The organism is Marinibaculum pumilum, assembly GCF_042646425.1.
GTDB lineage: Bacteria > Pseudomonadota > Alphaproteobacteria > Ferrovibrionales > Ferrovibrionaceae > Marinibaculum > Marinibaculum pumilum.
On record NZ_JBHRTR010000031.1, the window covers coordinates 251,653 to 272,500 of the forward strand.

The following is a 20,848-nucleotide window of genomic DNA, read 5'->3' on the forward strand; positions in this document are numbered from 1 at the left end:
GCAGCGGAGCGGTCCGGTCATTTAGTCACAATACGACGCAAATCTGCCTTGTCTTGCTCCTTTTGGGGCGGCATGGACGTGTACAGGGCCAGGATCGGAAGCATGGGATCGCATCGCCGCAGCCTGCTGGGTGCCACGGCGCTGTCCGCCATCGGGCCGGCGGCACAGGTGGCGTGCCTGCGCGCGCTCCGCGGTCCGGTCGCCTGCCGGTCGGTCCTGGGATTGCCGGTCGTGGGCCTGGCGGCGGTCCTGATCGCCGCCCCGGCGGCGGCGAACCCGGAAGGGGGCGTCGTGGTCGGCGGGCAGGTGGCGATCTCGACGCCGGATGCGCGGACCCTGCGCATCGACCAGGGCAGCCAGAACGCCATCGTCAACTGGAAACGGTTCGACATCGCCCCCGGGGAGGCGGTGGAGATCCACCAGCCCAACGCCTCCTCGGCGATCCTGAACCGGGTCACCGGCAGCACGGAGGCCTCGCGCCTGCTGGGCCGGCTGACCGCCAACGGCCAGGTGATGCTGGTCAATCCGAACGGCGTGATGATCGGCCGCGACGCGGTGATCGATGTCGGCGCCCTGGTGGCGACCACCGCCGACATCCCGGACGCCGATTTCATGGCCGGAGGACGGGCCTTCAGCATATCCGGCAATCCCGATGCGGCGGTGACCAACGCCGGCACGATCAACGTGCGGGAAGGCGGCCTGGTCGCCCTGGTGGCGCCGGGGGTGGAGAATTCGGGCGTGATCACCGCACGCCTCGGCCGGGTGGCCATGGCGTCGGGCGACACCGTCACCCTGGACTTCTATGGCGACGGCCTGCTTGAGGTCGCCGCCGATTCCAGCCTGCTGCGCGAGGTCGTCGATGCCGACGGCAATCCGCTGGATGTCGCCGTCAGCAACCGGGGCACGATCCGCGCCGACGGTGGCCAGGTCTGGCTGACCGCGGCGTCGGGCGCGCGGATCCTGGAAACCGCGGTGAATGTCCAGGGCCTGGTCCAGGCCGACACGGTGGCGGAGCAGAATGGCGAGATCGTCCTCACTGCCGGCGATTCTGGCGGGGTGGAAATCATCGGCACGGTCAATGCCCGCGGCACGGGGACGGGCGGCGATGGCGGCCGGGTCCAGGTGGCGGGCCGGCGGATCATCCAGCGCGGTCCGGTGGACGTGTCCGGCACGGACGAGGGCAGCGGCGGCAGCGTCAGTTTCGATGCCGCCGGCATGGTGGCGGTGGGCAACCGGGTCTCCGCCGGCGGCGGCCAGGGCGGCGACATCCGGGTCGCGGCGCGGACCCTGTCGTCGGCCGGGCGGCTGGACTCCACAGGTGCCGCTGGTGTGGGCGGCAGCATCGACATCGCGGCCGGCGGCAGTGTGATCGAGACCGCGTCGGCGCTGGTCGATGCTTCCGGCACCACCGATGGCGGCGCGATCCGGGTGGTGGCGGCGCGTCAGGTCACTACCTCCGGCACATTGCTGGCGGAGGGCGGCAGCGGCCGCGGCGGCCGGATCGACATGACGGCGCCGGCGGTGAAGCTGCTCTCGCCGCGCCTCAGCGTGGCCGGGGCCGGCGGCGGCGGCGGCCTGCGGATCGGCGGCGAGTTCCAGGGCGGCAAGCATCTGGAGGTGGATGAGCTGGCCAATGCCAGCACCGTGGTGGCGACCGACGCCACCCGGCTCAGCGCCGCGGCGACGGGCGCGGACGGCGATGGCGGCACCGCCATCATCTGGTCCGACCAGGAAACCGTCTTCCTGGGAGAGATCGACGTGCGGCCGGGCAGCGTCGGCGGCAATGGCGGACTGGCGGAGATCTCTTCGGCCGGGCTGCTGACATGGCGGGGCCAGGTCGCCACGGGGCGCGGCGACCGCGCCGGCCAGGTCCTGCTGGACCCGAAGAACATCACCATCGCCGCGCCGACCTACAGCCAGTACAGCCTGATCCTGGGCTACAACTATACCGACCTGCTGCCGCAGGAGCAGGTCAGCACGGGCGACCAGTTCGGCACCAGCGTCAGCCTGTCCGGCCAGCGCCTGGTGGCGGGCGCGCCGGGCGATGACGGGGTGGACGACACGACCACCGACGCAGGCGCTGTCTATATGTTCTATTTCGCCGACACCGCGTTCAGCGGCGGCATCCTGCAGGGGGTGATCGGCAAAGGCTATACCGGCGGCAACAATGTCGATGTCAGCCAGCTGGAAGCCGGCGACGAGTTCGGCTCCGCCGTCTCCCTGGGAAGCACGACCCTGCTGGTCGGGGCACCGAACGACGACGGCGCGGCCGGCTCGGCGGCCGACAATTACGGCGCTGTCTACAGCTTCTCCTTCAGCACGGCCTCGCTGACCGCCGGTTCCCTGGTCGGCCGGCTGGGCCACGGCTATAGCGGCACGAACGACCTCGACATGTCCGCGATCCTGGACACGGGCGACTATTTCGGCCAGGGCGCGGCGCTGTCGGGCACCAGCTTCGCGGTCGGCGCGCCGGGCGATGCCGGCTCGCTCGACGCGCTGGCCGGGGCCGGCGCGGTCTATACCTTCACCAGCGGCACCGGACTGACATCGCCAGTTCAGCAGTCGGTGATCGGCCATGGCTATTCCGGCGGCAAGAACCTGGACCCGAGCATCCAGCTGGGCGACGGGTTCGGCTATTCGGTGGCGCTGGACGGCACACGGATGGCGGCCGGCGCGATCGGCGATGACGGGTCGGGCGACGGCATCACCGATGCCGGCGCGGTCTATCTGCTGACCTTCTCCGACACCGCCTTTTCGACGCCGATACAGGGCGGCACGGTCGGCGTCGGCTATATCGGCGGCAACGACGTCAACATTTCGCTGGATTCCAACGACCGGTTGGGCAAGGCGGTCGGCCTGGGCACCCTGTCGCTCTATGTCGGCGCGCCGGAGGATGACGGCAGCGGCGGTTCGGGCTCGTCGAACTACGGCGCCGTCTACAAGATCGACTTCTCCGACGCGGCCATGAACGGCGGCACGCTCTATGGCACCGCCGGGCGCAACTATATCGGCGCAAATGACGTTGACGTCTCGCTGACCTCGTCCGCCTTCTTCGGCCGGGCGCTGGGGGTCGACGGCAGCCGCTGGGCGGCAGGCGAGCCCGGCAATACCGGTGCCAGCAACCCCGTCACCAATGCCGGCGCGGTGCGGCTGTTCACAGGCTTCGGCTCCACCAGCCTGGCGGGCACGGTGGGCCGCAACTATGCGGGAACGAAGGATATCGACGTCAGCCGGCTGCCGGCGCAGGCCGACGCCTTCGGTTCCGCCGTCGCCCTGTACGACCAGCAGCTCGCCGTCGGCGCACCGATGGACGACGGGGCCGGTGATCCGGGCAGCACCGGCAATGCCGGCGCCGTCTACCTGTTCAAGTTCAGCGACAGCAGCTTCAGCGGCGGCGCGCTCAAGGGGATCATGGGCTCCGGTTATGTCGGCGGCAGCAATGTCGACGTGACCGCGCTGTCGGCGGCCGACAATTTCGGCGCCGCCGTTTCCCTGGAGGGCACCAAGCTGGCCGTGGGCGCCCCGGGCGACGACGGCGCCGCGGATTCGGTCACCAATGCCGGGGCGGTCTATCTCTACACCTTCACCGACGCCAATTTCAGCGGCGCGACCCAGGCTCATCTGCTGCAGGCGGATTCCGGCGGCACGCTGACCGCCGGCGACAGCCTGGAGGCGAATGACGAATTCGGCAGTGCCGTCTCCCTGAACGCCGACCGTCTGGCCGTCGGCACGCCGGGCGATGACGGCAGCGGCAATGTGGCTGCCGATGTCGGCGCGGTGCGCCTCTACTCCGTACCCGCCGCCCTGACCGGGGCGACCCTGATCGGCAAGATCGGCGCCGGCTATTCCGGCGGCAGCGATATCGATCCCGACGGCCTGTCCGCCGGCGACGGTCTTGGCAGTGCGGTGGCTTTGGAATCGACCCGGCTTGCCGTTGGTGCGCCTCTGGCGAAGACGGCGACCGACACGGGCAGCGAAGTCGGGGCCGTTCATCTCTACACCTTCTCGTCCAGCACTCTCGTTTCCGGGAGCCAGGTCGGCATTGTCGGATCCGGCGACTACTCGGCCTTCGGTCAGACGGTCAACGTCGCGCTGGGCAGTGGCGACAAGTTCGGCAGTGGCGTTGCGATCAACGATGAGTGGCTGGCGGTCGGCGCGCCCGGCGATGACGGTGCCTCCAACACCGTCACCGACGCGGGCGCCGCCTACTATTTCGAGTTCGCCGACCAGGCCTTCACCTCGCCCGCCCAGAAAGCGGTGTTCGGCAACGGCTATACCGGCGGCGCGAACCTGAATGTCGGGGTCGAATCCGGCGATCTTTTCGGCGCCGCTGTCTCGCTGAACGGTGACCGGCTGGCGGTCGGGGCCAGCAACGACGACGGGTCCGGCAACCTGGCCACTGGATCGGGGGCGGTCTACCTGTTCGCCGTCGGCAATGGCAGTGCCAGCAACCAGTATTTCGCCAGCAATCCCTCTGGTAGCGTCACTCTGTCCAGCGCAGCCCTGGCCGACCTGCTGGCCACGCCGCAGGACGTGGTCCTGCAGGCCAGCAACGACATCACCCTGTCCGACGCGATCACCGTGAACAACGCCGCCGGCGATGGCGGAAACCTCTACCTGGCCGCCGGCCGGTCGATCCAGTTGAACAACTCGGTCACCACCGACAATGGCAACTTCTACGCCCGTGCCAATGCCTCGGCTTCGGACGGCGTGGTCGATGCGCAGCGGGATGCGGGTGCCGCCACCCTGACGATGGTCGATGGTTATTCGATCAATGCGGGGACCGGCGAGGTGAGGCTGGAAATCGCCGACGGGGCCGGCAACACCAACACCACCAGCGGCAACCTCACCGTCTCCCAGATCACTGCAGGCGACGTCTACATCTCCAACGACGGTACGACGGCCGGCTCCGACGTCCTGAATGCCGGCAGCACTCCGACGATCACCGCGAACTCGGTGGCGTTCAGCGCCACCAGCGGCAAGATCGGCGATGCCGGCTTTCCGATGAATGTCAGTGCCGGGAAACTGGAGGCGGCCGCCAGCGGCAATATCGACCTGAAGAGCTTCACCGCCGTCCAGATAGGCGGGGTCGCGCTGGGCTCCCTGGACGGGATCAGCGCCGGCGGTACCCTGGCGCTGGATGCCTCCGGCCAGATCTCCCAGACCGAAAAGGTCTATTCCACTGGCGGCGCCAGCTTCAGTTCCGGCGGCGCGCCAATCGTGCTGGACCACGCCGGCAATGACTTCACGGCCGCGCTCGCCCTGTCCAGCACCTCTGGCGCGGTGACGGTGCGCGACGCCAACGCGCTGTCGCTGGCCTCCTCCACGGTCAACGGCACCTTCACCGTCACCGCCGGCGGGGCGATCACCCAGTCGGCGGCCCTGACGGTGAATGCACCCTCCAGCTTCACCACCACCGCAGGCGACATCACCCTGTCGAACACCGGCAATACGTTCGGCTCGACGATGACGCTGACCACTGCCACCGGCGGCAATGCGACGGTCGACGCAGGCTCCGGCATCACCCTCGGGACGGTGGATGTGGGTGGCAACCTGCAGGTGTCCGGCAGCGGCCCGGCGACCCTGACCCAGGACGTGACTGCCGTCGGCAATGCGGTCTTCCCCAACGGCATCATCGCTTCCAGCGATCTCGATGTCGTCAGCGAGACCGGCTACATCTCCGTGAACACCGTCAGCCACGGTACCAACAACCTGCTGCTGGCCGCCGACACGATGTTCCTGGATGGCAACTGGAGCGGCACCGGCACCCGAACGATCAAGCCCTATAGCGCCAACCGCGACGTCGCGATCGCGCCCGCCGCCACCCCGACGAATGCGTTGGAGATCACCATGGCGGAGGTCGCGCGGCTGGAGAATGACAGCCCGTCGATGGTCACGATCGGGCGGCGGGACGGCAGCTCGACGATGAACACAGGCACCTGGTCGTTCAACGACCCGCTGACCCTGCTCGGCAATACCATCAACCTCAGTTCTTCCACCCTGACGAAGTCCGCCGGTGCCCTGACCCTGGGCGCGAACGGCGCGGTCACGGGCGCGGTCAATCTCGCCGCCGGCACCGGCACCCTGTCGATCGACGCCGCAAGCGTCAGCATCACCGGCACCGTCAACGGCCAGACCGGCAGCCAGGCCGCGCAGTATGTCAGCTATACCGGCTCCAGCGGCAGCGGCCCCTTCACCATCAACGGGTCGGCCTTCCATACCGTGACCCCCAGCACGCCGGCCCCGTCGCCGGTGGAGGAGGTGCCGGACGAGGATGACGAGGAGGTGGTCGAGGCCCCTGTCGATGACGGCGGGTCCGGCGCCGGCGATGGCGGTGACGGATCGTCCGGCGGGGGCTCCGGCGATGCCGGCGGCGGATCGGATCCCGTCGATGGTGGATCGGGCGATAGCGGCGCGGGTGATGGCGACAGCGGCGACCCCGGCGCGGGCGAGACTGTGGCCGATGCCACCGGGACGGAGACAGGCGATGGGGAGACCCTCGCCGATGCCGAGAAGGCCGCCGCAGGCTTCGATTCCGCCGAGGTGGAGGCGGTGGAGGCGAGTGCCCAGGTCTCCGGCACTATCGATGAGGTCGTGGCGGCCAACACCGTGACCCAGAACCTGACCGACGCCGCGCTGGACACTGCGACCGGCCTGTCCGGCAGTGCCGATGCGGAGGCCGGCGATGGCGGCGACGGGGAAGGGGGGTCGGACAGCGAAGGCAGCGGCCGGCAGAGCGCCCTGCAGGAGCAGGAGCCGTTCGAGGAGGGCGAGGAGGCCCAGGACGAGGAGCAGGCCGCCGATGACGAGGAGACGGCCCGCCAGGACGACGAGGGCGAGCCCGAGGAAGACGAGGAGGAGCAGGCCCCCCGCAGGCAGGAGAAGGGCTATGCCTCCAACCGCTATGTCGAGGTGGTCGATGTCGAGGAAGCCGCGGAGAGTCAGGACGCGGATGACGGCGGTGCCGGGCTGGGCGCCGGCTGTGCCTGCTGATTGGACGATGCGGCCGCCGGTCGGCAAAGGCTGAGCTTCCGGACCCCGGTTTGTGCTATGGCAGATGGCGAGCGCCGGCACAGGCGAAACAGCACCGGCGGCCACGAGACCGCCGCAGCAGGGGAGGGGGTTCAGAACCATGGAATTCTGCAAGACGGAGCGCGACGGCCGCATCCTGACCGTGACCATCAACCGCCCGGAGCGCATGAACGCGGTGCATCCGCCGCTCGGCTTCGAGCTCGACCGGGTCTTCACCGAGTTTCGCGACGATCCGGACCTCTGGGTCTGCATCCTCACCGGTGCCGGCGACAAGGCCTTCTCCGCCGGCAATGACCTGAAGTACCAGGCCGAGGGCAATGTCATGGCCTGGCCGACCACCGGCTTCGGCGGCCTGACCGCCCGCTTCGACATCGAGAAGCCGCTGATCGCCGCCTGCAACGGACTGGCGATGGGCGGCGGCTTCGAGATGGCGCTGGCCTGCGACATCATCATCGCCGCGGAATCCGCCCGCTTCGCCCTGCCGGAGCCCAAGGTCGGTCTGGCGGCGCTGGGCGGCGGGCTGCACCGCCTGCCGCGGATGATCGGCCTGAAGCAGGCGATGGGCATGATCCTGACCGGCCGCGCCGTTTCGGCCGCCGATGGCCTGGCGATGGGCTTCGTCACCGACGTGGTGCCCGACGGCGAGGCGCTGCCGGCGGCCCGCAAATGGGCGGAGCAGATCATCGACTGCTCGCCCGTCTCGATCCGCACCTCGATGGACGTGGTGCGGCGCAGCCTGGCGCAGCCGAGCCTGGAAGCGGCGGTCCGCGCCAGCTATGACAGCGTGACCCGCCTGCGCGCCAGCGAGGACGCCAAGGAAGGCCCCCGCGCCTTCGCCGAGAAGCGGAAGCCGAACTGGACCGGCCGCTGATCCGGCCCCTCCTACACCAGCGACCACCACAGATGACGGAGTGACGGCGCCATGGGATGGCAGGCGGCGATCGAGGAACTGCGCGAGCGCGAACGCCAGGCGCAGCAGATGGGCGGGCCGGACAAGGTCAGGCGCCAGCACGACAACGGCAAGCTGACGGTCCGGGAACGGATCGACGCGCTGCTCGACAAGGGCAGCTTCCACGAGGTCGGCGCCCTGGCCGGCAAGGCCGAGTATGACGAGGACGGCCGCCTGCTGCAGTTCCGGCCGGCCAATTTCGTGATGGGGCGCGGCCGCATCGACGGCCGCCGGGTGATGGTGGGCGGCGACGACTTCACCGTGCGCGGCGGCGCGGCCGATGCCGCGATCTGGGAAAAGCAGGTGATGGCGGAGCAGTTCGCCAACGAGTACCGGATGCCGATCGTCCGGCTGGTGGACGGCACCGGCGGCGGCGGTTCGGTGAAGTCGCTGGAGACCGACGGCAAGACCTATGTGCCCCGCAACCCCGGCTGGGACTGGGTGGTGGCGAACATGGGCAAGGTGCCGGTCGTGGCGCTCGGCCTGGGCTCGGTCGCCGGGCTGGGCGCGGCGCGGATGGCCACCAGCCACTATGCGGTGATGGTGCAGGAGACCTCGCATATGTTCATCGCCGGCCCGCCGGTGGTGGCGCGTGCGGGCGAAACCCTGACCAAGGAGGAACTGGGCGGATCCGGCATCCATGTGAAGGCCGGCGCGGTCGACGATCACGTGAAGACAGAGGTGGAAGCATTTGAAAAGGCACGGAAATTTCTGTCTTATCTTCCGTCCTCGGTCTACGACCTGCCGCCACGGGCGGAGCCGCAGGACGATCCCGGCCGGCGGGAGGAGATGCTGCTCGACGCCGTGCCGCAGGACCGGCGCAAGGTCTACAAGATGCGGCCGATCCTGGAGGCGGTGCTGGACAGCGGCTCGTTCTTCGAGATCGGCCGCCATTTCGGCAAGTCGGTGATCACCGGCCTGGCGCGGCTGGACGGCTGGCCGGTCGCGGTGCTGGCCTCCGATCCCTACCATTACGGCGGCGGCTGGACCGCATCCTCCGCCCAGAAGATCACCCGTTTCGTGGATCTGGCGGAGACCTTCCACCTGCCGGTCGTCCACCTGGTCGACTGCCCCGGCTTCCTGATCGGCCTGGAGAGCGAGGAGGCGGCGACCATCCGGCATGGCGCCCGGGCCCTGGCGGCGGTCTACCAGGCGAAAGTGCCCTGGTGCTCGATCCTGATCCGCAAGGTCTTCGGCGTGGCCGGGGCGGGGCACATGAACCACACCCGGGTGCATTACCGCTATGCCTGGCCGTCCGGCGACTGGGGCTCCCTGCCGCTGGAGGGCGGCATCGAGGCGGCCTATCGCGCCGACCTGGATGCCGCGGAGGATCGCGATGCCTTGCGGGCGGAGATCGAGACCCGGCTGAACAAGGTGCGGTCCCCCTTCAGGACGGCCGAGGCCTTCCTGGTGGAGGAGATTATCGACCCGCGGGAGACCCGGCCGCTGCTCTGCGAGTTCGCCAACATGGCGGCGCCGCTGCGGACCGCCGGCCCGACTTCATTTCATATGAGACCTTAAGGACGCTTTATAAATTATTTTAAAATAAGAGTTTTCATCATTTTAGATGCCGCTCGGCCCGGATCGGCGGGAAAACCGCGATTCGGACCCGGCGGGACGTTTTCTAGCAGGGCCGGCGCAGACCGCGGGCCTGTCCGGGCGCGACCCGCAGGCGGCTGCCGGCGGCGCCGGGAAACATCCGCAGTGCCGCTACTTGCGGCGCGAAGCTCAGTTATCGCCCTCCGCCGCAGACGTTGCGCGGGGCGCCGGCTTTTCGCGCTGCCTGCGGCATGGCGTATGCTTTTGCGGCATGTGACCCGGTTGGCGCCGGCAGGCGAGTCCGTCCCGTCCGGCGCAGTGTCGGGTCACGGCTAGCGGCTCAACTGGAGGCGGGTGGAGCGATGTCGAACCGGGCTCTGAGGATCGACGAAGGTCAGTTCGAACTGCCGGGCATGGATGCCGAAGCAGGCGAGGGATCTTCGTCCGGCAAGGAACCGGGCGCAGTGATCGATCCGCAAGGTGCGCCGGCCGCCGCCGACGCGTCTGTCGGTGAGGCGATGGCCGAGCCGCCCACCATGGCCGGGCAGGCGGCGCCGGGCGGCCAGCCGGTCGCGGATCTGGGCCCGGTCGGCGTCCTGGCGGGCGAGGAGGCAATGGTCCGCGCCTTCAACCAGCTCCGTGCCGCCGTCCGCGACGCTTCCGGCCGGGACAGCCTGGCCGGAAGCGGGGATGAAGCGCCGTTGGCCGAAACGCGGACCGAAGAGATGCCGGCGCCCGGGATCCCGGCCGCTTCCGGCGGCGCGCCCGCTGCAGAGGCCGGGCCGGGGCCGGAAAGCCTGTCGGCGGAACGGCCGCAGTCCCTGCGCGAGGATGCCCTGTTCACCTTCGGGCCTGGCGGCGGCCGGGTCTTTCTGTCCGGCGGTGCCGGCTGGACCGATGTCGTCCGCCTGCAGGGGGTTCATACGCCGCCCGACGGCCAGCTCTGGAATCTTGATCTCCAGGCGGGTACAGCAACGGAGGTCGACGGCGCGATCCTGCTGTCGGAGGATGCTGCCGGCGTGGTCCGGCTTTCCGATGGCGCCGAACTGGTCTTCTCGGGGATCGAACGCATCGAGTGGTAGACGCCGCAGGCGCGCGGCTCCCGGACGGAACGGCGGGCCGGGCGGCGCGACAGGAACTGGGTCACGGATCTTCGGGGAATTTCTATGTCGGACAGGAGCCAACGCGGCCACTTGACCGTGGTCTCGCACCCGCTGGTGCAGCACAAGCTGACCCTGCTGCGTCGCCGCGAGACCTCGACGGCGAGTTTCCGGCAGCTTGTCCGCGAACTCAGCCTGCTGCTGGCCTACGAGGTGACCCGCGAGCTCGAGCTGACGATGGAGGAGATCGAGACGCCGGTCGCGCCGATGGTCGCGCCGGTCCTGGCGGGCAAGAAGCTCTGCTTCATTTCCATCCTGCGCGCCGGCAATGGCATTCTGGACGGGATGCTCGACCTGGTCCCCTCGGCGCGGGTCGGGCATGTCGGCCTGTGGCGGGACCCCAAGACCCTGAAGCCGGTCGAATACTACTTCAAGGTGCCCAGCGACCTGTCGGACCGGCTCTGCATCGTTGTCGACCCGATGCTGGCGACCGGCAATTCCGCCGCTGCGGCGATCGCGAAGCTGAAGGAGGCCGGCGCCAGCCGCCTGCGCTTCGTCTGCCTGCTGGCCGCCCCGGAAGGCGTCGCCGTGATGAAGGAAAACTGCCCGGAAGTGCCGATCTTCACCGCAGCCCTCGACCAGCGGCTGAACGACCACGGCTATATCGTGCCGGGCCTGGGCGATGCCGGGGACCGCATCTACGGCACGCGCTGAGCAGGGCGATCATAGGGCCGCCAGCGTTGCGGCCGGAGGATCGGGATGACCGGCGCCGACCTGCATGACTATCCGGTCGACCCTGTCGGCTATGGCTGCTCCCGTCCGGATCCGGCATGGCCGGCCGGCAGCGGGCTGGCGGTACAGCTGTCGATCGTCGTTCCCGATGCAGCCCCTGATGCCGCCCCCGACAGTGTCAGGGGCGCAGCTGAGGCCGCCTCGCACGGCGTGGCGGCCGCCACCGACAGCCCGGAGCGAGGCTTCGAACGGGCGCGCCGGGCCGGCGTGCGCCGCCGGCGCAGCACCGGGTATGGCAGCCGGGTGGGCATCCATCGCCTGCGTCAATTGCTGCGCCAGCACCACCTTCCGGCCACCTGGTTCCTGGCCCCGAGCCTTGCGGAACGCCTGCCGGCCTTCGCCGCCGGCCTTGTCGCCGATGGCCAGGAGGTGGCGTTGCTGGGCAGCGCCGCCGATCTGGCGGGCGGACAGGCGGCGATCGGACGGCTGCGCGACCGCCTGGCCAGGGTGACCGGGACGGCGCCGGTCGGCTGGCGCTCCCTGTCCCGCCACCCGGACGGCCGCAAGACCCTGGTTGCGGCCGGCGGCTTTCTCTATGACACGGATGCCGCCGACGACGATCTGCCCTACTGGCAGCTTGCCGCGGGCAGGCCGCTGCTGGTCCTGCCGGCAACGCCGCTGGCGGGGCGCGGTGCGGCCGCTATGGCGCGCGCCCTGGCGCGGGGCAGGGCGGAAGCGCCGGCCCGTCCGCAATGCCTGCGGCTGGAGGTCGATCCCGACCGGTTGGGCCGGCCGGACGAGGCCGAGGCGTTCGCGGCGATGCTTGCAGAGCTGGCTTCCGGCCCCGATCTTTGGGTCGCCACCGCCGCCGCAATGGCCCGTCATTGGGGCGACCGGTTTCCGTTCACCTGGGATTGAGCCGGGCCACCACGGCCCTGGTTGCGGGCATGAGGCAGGCATGGGGGCCCGAACCTGTCGGACGGTATCATTGGGGAGAACATTGGCTGCGGATCAGGCATGGCAGGAGAGGGACGATCCCGCGGGACTTCATGCCCTGCTTCAGGAGATCGAGGGCTGCCGGATCTGCGCCGGATCCCTCGGCCATCCGCCGCGGCCGGTGCTGCGGCTGCGACCGCGGGCGCGCATCCTGATCTGCGGCCAGGCACCGGGCACCCGGGTGCATGAGACCGGCATCCCCTTCAACGACCCCTCCGGCGACCGGCTGCGGGACTGGCTCGATGTCGATCGGGACACCTTCTACGATGCCGGCCGCATCGCCATCCTGCCGATGGGATTCTGCTTTCCGGGCCAGGATGCGCGGGGCGGCGACCTGCCGCCCCGGCGGGAATGCGCACCAGCCTGGCGGGAGCGCCTGTCGCCCTGGCTGGCGCAGGTCCGCCTGACCCTGCTGATCGGCCAGTATGCCCAGGCATGGTATCTGGGCCGCCGCCGCCGGCAGAGCCTGACGGAGACCGTGCGTCACTGGCGCGACTATCTGCCGGATTTCCTGCCGCTGCCGCATCCGAGCTGGCGCAACAATGCCTGGCTGCGCCGGCACGGCTGGTTCGCGGCCGAAGTGCTGCCGGAGCTGCGCCGCCGTGTCGGCCTGCTGCTGGAGGAGGCCGCATGACGGCGGCGATGCTGTGCCGGACCGGCCTGTTGCTCGTGGCGCTGGCGCTGGCCGCCGGTTGCGCGCCGAAGGTGCAGCCGCCCGGACCGCTGTATCAGCCGGCTGCGGAGCCGCCGGCGGCGACGGCCGCAGGCGGTGCCGGGGCCGACCTTGTGGAAGCAATGGTGCCGCCGCCGACCCGGCCCGGTCCCGGGCGCCTGGAGGACGGCCATTTCACGATGCCGGACGGCACGGAACTGCCCTATCGCCGCTGGCAGCCGGAGGATGGGCCGGCCGAGGCGGTCGTCGTGGCGCTGCACGGTTTCAACGACTACAGCCGGGCGTTCGAGCTGCCAGGCCAGGCCTGGGCGAAGCACGGGCTGGTGACCTATGCCTACGATCAGCGCGGTTTCGGCCGTTCACCGCATCGAGGAATCTGGCCCGGCTGGCAGCGGATGACCGCCGATCTCTGGTCGGTCGCCGCCGCGGTACGAGCCGCCCATCCGGACCTGCCCCTCTATCTGGTGGGCGAGAGCATGGGCGGCGCGGTGATCCTGGCGTCGTTCGGCAGCGAAAGTGCGCGCTTCCGGCAGGCGGCCGGCGACCCGCCGGTGGCCGGGGCGATCCTGTCCGCCCCGGCGGTCTGGGGCCGCTCCACGATGCCGCCGGTCTACCGCTGGGGGCTCTGGTTCGCTGCGCATACCCTGCCATGGCACCCGGTGTCCGGCAGCGGCCTGCGCCGCCAGGCCAGCGACAATGTCGCGATCCTGCGCCAGCTCTGGCGGGACCCGCTGGCGATCAAGTACACCCGGACCGACGCGGTCTGGGGCCTGGTCAACCTGATGGACGCCGCGCTGGCGGCATCGGGCAGCATCGACGTGCCGGTGATGACCCTGTACGGCGAGAAGGACGAGATCGTGCCGCCGGGCCCGGTCGAGCGGATGCGCGAGCGCCTGCCGGAGGATGCCGATCACCGCCTCTATCCCGAAGGCTGGCACCTGCTGTTCCGCGACCTCGGCGCCCAGGTGGTGTGGGACGACACCGCCGACTGGATGCTGCGCGACCGTGCGCGTGCCCCCGACCGGGGAGGCTGAGGCGACACAGGTCCTGACGACCGCTCTCCGGGTCCGCTCCAGAACCCCCAGCTAGCCTGTGGTGACCCGGTTTCGGCCGGCTTCCTTCGAGGCGTAGAGCGCTTCGTCCGCGCGTTTCCGCAGGCTGTCGATGTCGTCATCGGTCACAAGGGTGGAGAGCCCGAAGCTTGCCGTCGGCCGGACCTCACCTCCACCACCGGCGATGGACAGGTCGGCAATGTCCCTGCGCAGCTTCTCGGCCACGCAAAGCGCGCCCTCCTGGCCCGTTTCGGGCAGGAGAACGGCGAACTCTTCGCCACCCAGACGACCACTGAGATCGGCGTTTCGCAGGCGCCGCTGCAAGACAGCGCCCACGGCGGCGAGGACCGCGTCACCGACATCATGGCCATGGTCGTCATTCACGGCCTTGAAGTGATCGAGATCGAACGTGATGAACGACAGGGACCGGCCATAACGGCGGGCGCGTTCCATCTCGACCGAAAGAATCTCCAGGAAGCGCCGCCGATTGTGCAGGCCGGTCAGATCGTCATAGTCGGCGAGGCGGCGCATCCGCCGCTCATCGGCCAGCCGCTGGACGTGGTGCCGCATGCGGGCCTGCAGCACGAGCGGCTCCACCGGCTTCACAATATAGTCCACAGCTCCCTGGTCGAGCCCGCGCACCTGGTCCTTGGGCGCGTTCTTCGCGGTCACGAAGATGACCGGGACCTGCCGGAGCCCCGGAAGTTTGCGAATCTCTGCCAACAGGGCGTGACCATCCATGTCCGGCAGCGAGATATCGAGCAGTATCGTGTCGGGAGTGAATCCCTCCAGCGCCTGCATGGCCTCCGCCGCGCTCGCCGCCACGACCGTACTGCCGAAGGAATTCAGGACGGCCTGGAGGATGGTTGCACTGCTCGGCTCATCCTCGACGACCAGGAAGCGGGTTTGGGTTTGATCCATCGACAGTCACTCGAAATTGTGCTGGCTCACGGCGATACTCTTACCCGAAACTAACGTTTCGCGTTCCTCGCGGCGTGCAGTGCCAATCCTGTCCCACGGTGCAGTGTTCCATGCTCGGCATTCTATACGGCCTGATCCAGAACGCCGCGCTGTTGGCACTGGTCCTGATTGCTTATATCAGCCTGCCCGGCCAATTGGGATGGCGAGAACGGTTCGGAGACCGCCTGTTCCTCGGCGCGGTGATGGGTCTTGCCTCCGTGCTGGTGATGTTTGCCGCGATCGAGGTCGCGCCCGGGGTGATATTCGATGTGCGTGCCGCGCCGGTTCTCGTCGCCGGCATGGTCGGTGGCTCTCCGGCAGCAGCAGTTGCAGCCCTGTGCGCTGTGACGGCCAGGGCGATCATCGGCGGGGCCGGGATGTGGATCGGTATCCTGGCGCTGGCCTGCTATGCAGCCGGCGGGAGCCTAGTCTACCACCTGCTCAAGACCACTGGGCGAAATCTGACGCTCTGGCCGACAATCGGCGCGACTGTCGGTCTTACGTTTCTCGGCCTGTCGGTGCTGTTTCTGCTGCCTGACCAGGACCTCGCCTGGCGGCTGTACCGCCAGCTTGGCCCCCTGGTTGCCGCCGGCAACCTTCTGGGCGTGGGGCTGATCACCATGCTGCTGCTGATGGAGCGGCGGCGACGCATGCTGGTCCGGCACCTGCGGCAGAGCGAATCGGCTGCCCGTGCCGCCCTGGATGCCCGCAGCCGCTTCATTGCCGCGATGAGTCATGAAATCCGTACACCGCTCAACTCTGTGATCGGCTATGCTCAACTCCTGTCCGACGAGGCGCTGTCACAGGAAGCAAGCCAGCGCCTGACCCGTCTTACCGCGGCTGCCGGTTCCCTGCTCAGCCTGATCGATGATGTCCTGGACTATGCCAAGATCCAGGCCGGGCATCTGTCCGTGGTTGCCAAGCCGACGGCCGTCGCAGACGTGGCGAGGCATAGCTTAACCATGCATGAGAGCCTTGCTGCGGAACGGGGTCTGGCACTGCGCCTCGAGATCCCGGCGAGATTCCCACACCTGGTGTCGATCGACGGCGACCGTGTTGCGCAACTGATCAGCAACCTTCTTACCAACGCGATCAAGTTCACGCCCAGCGGCGAGGTTCTGCTTACGCTCGATTTCGACCGCGCCAATGAAGAACTCTCGATCGCGATCCAGGACACCGGCGTGGGGATCGCCGAAGCGGACCGGGACCGGATATTCCAGGCATTCGAGCGGCTGCAATCCGCGCCCGCTCCCGGCACCGGCCTGGGATTGGCCATCGTGACGACAATCGTCCGCTCCATGGGGGGGCGGATCGACCTCATTAGCGAGGTCGATCAGGGCAGCACCTTCACATTGCGGCTTCCCTGTGCGGAGCTTTCCGAAGAGGCGGAAGCGACGGCGTCGGCGTCGGCGCGAGCGGCGACAGAGGAGTTGCAATCGCTCGCCGGCCTGCATGTATTGGTGGTCGACGATACGCTGATGAACGCAGACATCGTTCGCGCCATGCTGGTGAAGGCGGGTTGCCATGTAGAGGTCGCCGACGATGGCGCAAAAGCCGTCGCGATGACCGCACAAGCGGACTACGATCTGATCCTCATGGATATCCGCATGCCGGTGATGGACGGCTACAAGGCAACCCGCGAGATCCGTGCCAGGGAACAGGCCCTGCAGGTGAATCCGGTGCCAATCGTGGCACTGACGGCCCATGTCTCCCGCGCGGATGCCGAGGCCTGCCAGATTGCCGGCATGGACGGCTTTCTGACAAAGCCGCTGGAGCGCGAAATCCTGCTGTCGACGATCCAGACCTTGGCCGCCGGCCGAAACAGTCCTTCCCGGCACTTCATTCGATCCGGGGAGACGCCAACCGGGCGTCAGTGGCCAGGCAGGGCTGCGACCGACCGGAGGGGCGCCGCTGTCGCCCCCTCCGTGTCTCCCCTCATGGACCTGGATCGCCTGATGCAACTCGAACAGTTCATGTCCGGCCAGGAAGTGGCGAACCTGCTTGCCGGTGCCGAGTCAGCCATTGCGGCGGAGCGGGACCGGCTGGTGGTCGCGCCATTGCCCGAGGATGCGGTCCAGGCTTTCCATCGCCTGGTGTCCGTAGCCGGGAATGCGGGCCTGCTCCAGCTCAGCGAATGCAGTCGCGACTACGAGGCGCGTCTTCTGGCGGGAGAAGAATTGACCGAGGCGGACATCGCCGCCTTCGCCGATCTCTGCCGCACCAGTCTGGAGGCGCTGAGCCGCTACCGCCCGGCAGGAGCGGCCTAGAACGGTCCCATCTTTGATAGAAAAGTTCTCGTTCTCGGGCTTGACCCGAGAACCCATTCCGCATGCCGTTCAGATGCCCCACGGCTGGCGGAATGGATCCCGGATCAAGTCCGGGATGACCATCGTGGTCGGGTGACCGCTTCCACCTGAGCTGGGAACGCTCTAGATCAACTTGCGCTCGGAGCGACTCATCCGAGCGTCAGGAGGTTGATCGGTTTCAAAAAAATAGAGAACTCACGGTCAGCCGCGCAGTCCCTTTTTCTCGAAGCCTTCCAGCAGGGGAACCAGCTCCTCCGGGACCGGGGCCGACTTGTGGCTCGTCTGGTCGGTATTGACCCAGACCACCTCGCCGCTGGCATAGAGGTCGTCCTTGCCCTGCGGATGAATCTCGACGGCGAAGCCGATGCTCGAGCGGCCGATCCGTGCGGTGCGCACATGCACCTCGATCTCGTCGTCGAACAGGATCGGGCGCTTGTAGTCGACCAGGGTACGCACGGTATGGAAGTCGGTGCCGGTGCGTTCCACCTGTGCCATGTAGTCGTAACCGAGTTCGCGGAAATATTCGGTGATCGCGGTGTCGAAGTAGGTCAGGTAGTGGGCGTTGAACACCACCTTCTGCCCGTCGATCTCGCTGTAGCGCACGCGGAAGGGGAAGCAGAAATTGAACTCGGCACGGGCCATGCACGTTCTCCTGTCGGTCCTGGATCGTCGGCTGATGCGCGGGAAGCGGCTGTTTAGCGGCGGCGCCGCCCGGCGGCAAGGCTGTGGCAGGCGGCCTACAGGCTGCGCAGCGCCCCGGTGATCTGGCGCACCACGTCGCGGATCCGCGGCTCCCGGCGCGCCGTGAAGGGCAGCGGCCGGCACTGGTCCATCGCCGCCAGGCCCAGCCGCACGGTCAGCAGGCCGGCGAGCACCCCCTGGCCGGCCTTGGTGCCGATCGCGGCGGCGGCGCCGCCCACCATGTCGGAGACCATGTGGTTGAGCCCCTCCGTGGCGCCGGCGGTGACGGCTGTCGCGAAGGCGCGGCGCACGATCCGCCAGCTGGTCAGCGGCCCGGGCCGCATGCCGTAGGCGGCGGCAATGCCGCGCACCAGCCGCATGCTGCGCCACAGCATGAAGGCCATGTCGAAAGCGGCATAGGGGCTGATCGCATTGGCGATCGCCGCCGACCGGGCCGCGACGGCGGTTTCCCGCAGGGCGCGGTCGTCGGCCTCCCGCAGCAGCATGCCTTCCGCCGCCGACAGCGCATCCTGCGCCGACAGGCCGCTGAGGCCGGCCAGGCGGTCGGCATCGGTATCGACCGGCAGGACATGCGACAGGCGCCTGGCGATCTCCGCGATGCGGCCGGGATCCTCCGCCGCCAGGGCCTCTGCCGCCTGCCTGCGCCAGCCGTCGGCGCGCCCGAACCGCAGCCAGGCCTTCAGGTCCCGGAACGCCAGCAGCGAGAGCGACGCGCAGGCGATCGCCAGCAGGCCGCCGCCGACAAAGCCCAGGGCCGGTTCGATCTGGTAGAGGTCGCGCAGGCCGGTCGCGACATCGACCCCCAGGAACAGCAGCACAAGGGCGGCAGCGGCGGCCAGGAACCAACCGGCGGTGCCGCTGCCCGCGCCGGGCGCAGCGGCGAGATCCGTTGCGCCGGCGGTCGCCGGAAGGCCCAGTGCCGGAGCCTCACGCTCCGCCGGCCGGACGATCCAGTCGATCCGCTCCTCGCCGGAAAAGGTGGTGGCACCCGGTTGCGCCCTGCCGGACGGCCTGTCGTCCGCGGCCGCGGGCGGGATCCTCTCGCTCGTCACGTCAGGGCGTCCCCGATCAGGAATTGCAGCATATGGTCCATGTTCAGATGCGGCAGGCCGCGCCCCGCCGCAACCATGCCCGGCGGCGGCAGGAAGCGGGGCACCGGACCGTCGAAGCCGGTCCGCGCCGCCGGCGCGGCGGGGTCGGTCGGTATCGCGCCGGGAAAGAACAGGGTGGTGCCGCGATAACCCTCAGCCGGGCCCGCGACGCAGCGCCGGCGTTCGCCGCCGACCTCGCGCCAGGCCTCGCCGGTGGCGGCGATCGCCGCCAGGGCGAAGACGGCGGTCTCGGCACCCTCATAGCGGATCCGGTTGCTGCTGCCGAAACAGAGATTCTCGGTCAGACGGCGCAGATCCGGCCGCAGCGGGTCCGGGACATGGTCCGCCTTGGTCGCGCAGAAGGCGATGCGGTCGATGCGTGGCGCGAACAGCCGCGACAGCCAGGACGGCCGGCCATGGCGGAACACCTGCAGCACCTCGTCCAGCGCCTGCGAAAGCTGGTCGAGGCGCGCGCCGCCTGCGGCCAGGGCGCTCAGGGTGTCGACCAGGACGATCTGCCGGTTCAGCCGCCCGAACTGCTCCCGCAGGAAGGGTTCGACCACCTGCCGGCGATAGCCCTCGTAGCGCCGTGCCATCAGGGCCCGCAGGCTGTTGCGGCGGCTGCCGCCGCCCGCGCTGTCCGGCAGCGGGGCGAAGGTCAGCACCGGCGAGCCGGCGAGGTCGCCTGGCAGCAGGAAGCGCCCCGGCGTCATCGCCAGCGGGGCGCCGGCATTTTCCCGCCGGATCTGAAGGTAGCGCCGGAATGGCTGTGCCAGCGCCTCGGCCGCCGCGTCGGTCGCCTCGGCCTCCGGATCGGCCTGGGCCATGGCGGCCAGGAAGGCACTGGCGGCCGGCCGCGCATCCGCCGACTGCGCGTCCGCCAACAGCCGCGCCGACCATTCCGCATAGTCCAGCCGCAGCAGGGTGAGGTCGAGCAGCCATTCGCCGGGATAGTCGACGATGTCGAGATGCAGGGTGCGGGTCTCGCCGAACTGCCGCGCCAGCCAGGAGCCGGGGCGATAGCGCAGGGAGAGGCGGATCTCGCTGATATTGGTGGTGCCGGGTGGCCAGCAGGCGGCCGGGTCGCCGCCCTGCGCTTGCGCGTGTGCCGGATCGTCGCCGGCCAGCATGGCGAGATGGGCCTCGAACGGAAAGCGCGGCAGGGTCAGGTCGGGCTGCGGGTTCAGGCGGGCCGCCTCGATCCGGCCTTCGGCAACCGCGTGCAGGCCGGGCAGCCGGTCGCGGTGCAGGAGGTTGCGCAGCAGCGAAGTGATGAACACCGTCTTGCCCGCGCGCGCCAGTCCGGTCACGCCGATGCGCAGGTTCTGCTGGAAGGCCTGTTCCACACCGTCCCGTGCCGCTTCCAGGCCGTTGTCGATCTGCCGGCCGAGGCGGTCCAGCACGGTCACGCGCGCGGCCCCGATCCGTCGTCTGCCTGCGCTCCGGCGGCATCCGGGTCCGGCCGGACCGGGAACTCCATGGCGCGGTGCATCGTTACCGCTCCAGTCGGCTTGACCCGCTGCGCGGCAGCGCGGAAATTTGTCACTGGCATATGCGAGAATTTAACCTAAGTTCGGGCCGGTTGTAGAAGGGGGTGCGATTGATACGACGCTTCTATTTCGTAGCCGGACCGGCGATTGCAACGCCTGTATTCCACGCCGACGCAGGGCAGGGCGTCGGCGGTGCCGGCTTTTCCTGACCGATGGGGTGCCAGGT

Annotated in this window: 13 protein-coding genes; 9 read left to right on the plus strand and 4 right to left on the minus strand. The window is 69.2% G+C overall.

Features of this window, described 5'->3' with window-relative positions; all coding sequences use genetic code 11:
• Positions 1–102: 102 nt before the first annotated feature.
• The 8 genes from ACFOGJ_RS18670 to ACFOGJ_RS18705 all read left to right on the plus strand — a co-directional run bounded on the left by ACFOGJ_RS18670 (position 103) and on the right by ACFOGJ_RS18705 (position 14,055).
• Positions 103–6,993, plus strand: coding sequence for a two-partner secretion domain-containing protein (locus ACFOGJ_RS18670; RefSeq protein WP_379903323.1), 6,891 nt, complete (start codon positions 103–105; stop codon positions 6,991–6,993).
• 139 nt (positions 6,994–7,132) lie between these two features.
• Positions 7,133–7,903, plus strand: a complete 771-nt coding sequence (locus ACFOGJ_RS18675; RefSeq protein WP_379903325.1) for an enoyl-CoA hydratase-related protein — start codon at positions 7,133–7,135, stop codon at positions 7,901–7,903.
• Positions 7,904–7,954: 51 nt separating this feature from the next.
• Complete coding sequence (locus ACFOGJ_RS18680) at positions 7,955–9,502, plus strand: acyl-CoA carboxylase subunit beta (protein WP_379903327.1); 1,548 nt, start codon at positions 7,955–7,957, stop codon at positions 9,500–9,502.
• A gap of 380 nt (positions 9,503–9,882) precedes the next feature.
• The gene (locus ACFOGJ_RS18685; protein WP_379903329.1) at positions 9,883–10,602 is read left to right on the plus strand and encodes a hypothetical protein; all 720 of its coding nucleotides are present in this window, start codon (positions 9,883–9,885) and stop codon (positions 10,600–10,602) included.
• A 117-nt stretch (positions 10,603–10,719) separates the two neighbouring features.
• Positions 10,720–11,334: a uracil phosphoribosyltransferase gene (gene upp, locus ACFOGJ_RS18690; protein WP_449288595.1), complete on the plus strand. Its 615-nt coding sequence runs from the start codon at positions 10,720–10,722 to the stop codon at positions 11,332–11,334.
• Positions 11,335–11,379: 45 nt separating this feature from the next.
• Positions 11,380–12,270 (plus strand): hypothetical protein, encoded by an 891-nt coding sequence (locus tag ACFOGJ_RS18695; protein ID WP_379903332.1) that lies wholly within the window; start codon positions 11,380–11,382, stop codon positions 12,268–12,270.
• Between the two features lie 82 nt (positions 12,271–12,352).
• Entirely contained in the window at positions 12,353–12,982 is a 630-nt protein-coding gene (locus ACFOGJ_RS18700; protein WP_379903334.1) for a uracil-DNA glycosylase family protein, read from the plus strand.
• Positions 12,979–14,055 carry an alpha/beta hydrolase gene (locus ACFOGJ_RS18705; RefSeq protein WP_379903336.1) on the plus strand — a complete coding sequence of 359 codons (1,077 nt, stop codon included), beginning with the start codon at positions 12,979–12,981 and terminating at the stop codon, positions 14,053–14,055. The genes ACFOGJ_RS18700 and ACFOGJ_RS18705 overlap by 4 nt, the downstream gene beginning before the upstream one ends.
• Before the next feature lie 51 nt (positions 14,056–14,106).
• Here the strand turns inward: ACFOGJ_RS18705 and ACFOGJ_RS18710 are convergent, their stop codons facing one another.
• A complete protein-coding gene (locus tag ACFOGJ_RS18710; protein ID WP_379903338.1) occupies positions 14,107–14,994 on the minus strand; it encodes a diguanylate cyclase in 888 nt (295 codons plus the stop codon).
• A gap of 110 nt (positions 14,995–15,104) precedes the next feature.
• On the opposite strand from ACFOGJ_RS18710, the gene ACFOGJ_RS18715 reads away from it, so the two are divergent.
• On the plus strand, positions 15,105–17,300 hold the full coding sequence (locus ACFOGJ_RS18715) for an ATP-binding protein (protein ID WP_379903340.1): 2,196 nt from the start codon (positions 15,105–15,107) through the stop codon (positions 17,298–17,300).
• Positions 17,301–17,540: 240 nt separating this feature from the next.
• On the opposite strand, the gene ACFOGJ_RS18720 is transcribed toward ACFOGJ_RS18715, so the two are convergent.
• From ACFOGJ_RS18720 to ACFOGJ_RS18730, 3 genes are all read right to left on the minus strand, one after another.
• Positions 17,541–17,981, minus strand: a complete 441-nt coding sequence (locus tag ACFOGJ_RS18720; protein ID WP_379903342.1) for an acyl-CoA thioesterase — start codon at positions 17,979–17,981, stop codon at positions 17,541–17,543.
• Between the two features lie 95 nt (positions 17,982–18,076).
• Positions 18,077–19,093: a TIGR01620 family protein gene (locus ACFOGJ_RS18725; protein ID WP_379903344.1), complete on the minus strand. Its 1,017-nt coding sequence runs from the start codon at positions 19,091–19,093 to the stop codon at positions 18,077–18,079.
• Positions 19,090–20,541: a YcjX family protein gene (locus ACFOGJ_RS18730; RefSeq protein ID WP_379903346.1), complete on the minus strand. Its 1,452-nt coding sequence runs from the start codon at positions 20,539–20,541 to the stop codon at positions 19,090–19,092. The genes ACFOGJ_RS18725 and ACFOGJ_RS18730 overlap by 4 nt, the downstream gene beginning before the upstream one ends.
• Positions 20,542–20,848: the final 307 nt, after the last annotated feature.

What these genes read in the sequence shown, in the direction of transcription:
- ACFOGJ_RS18670 (WP_379903323.1), top strand. Translation starts at nt 103, where the DNA reads ATGGGATCGCATCGCCGCAGCCTGCTGGGTGCCACGGCGCTGTCCGCC.
- ACFOGJ_RS18675 (WP_379903325.1), top strand. Translation starts at nt 7,133, where the DNA reads ATGGAATTCTGCAAGACGGAGCGCGACGGCCGCATCCTGACCGTGACC.
- ACFOGJ_RS18680 (WP_379903327.1), top strand. Translation starts at nt 7,955, where the DNA reads ATGGGATGGCAGGCGGCGATCGAGGAACTGCGCGAGCGCGAACGCCAG.
- ACFOGJ_RS18685 (WP_379903329.1), top strand. Translation starts at nt 9,883, where the DNA reads ATGTCGAACCGGGCTCTGAGGATCGACGAAGGTCAGTTCGAACTGCCG.
- ACFOGJ_RS18695 (WP_379903332.1), top strand. Translation starts at nt 11,380, where the DNA reads ATGACCGGCGCCGACCTGCATGACTATCCGGTCGACCCTGTCGGCTAT.
- ACFOGJ_RS18705 (WP_379903336.1), top strand. Translation starts at nt 12,979, where the DNA reads ATGACGGCGGCGATGCTGTGCCGGACCGGCCTGTTGCTCGTGGCGCTG.
- ACFOGJ_RS18710 (WP_379903338.1), bottom strand. Translation starts at nt 14,994, where the DNA reads ATGGATCAAACCCAAACCCGCTTCCTGGTCGTCGAGGATGAGCCGAGC.
- ACFOGJ_RS18715 (WP_379903340.1), top strand. Translation starts at nt 15,105, where the DNA reads ATGCTCGGCATTCTATACGGCCTGATCCAGAACGCCGCGCTGTTGGCA.
- ACFOGJ_RS18720 (WP_379903342.1), bottom strand. Translation starts at nt 17,981, where the DNA reads ATGGCCCGTGCCGAGTTCAATTTCTGCTTCCCCTTCCGCGTGCGCTAC.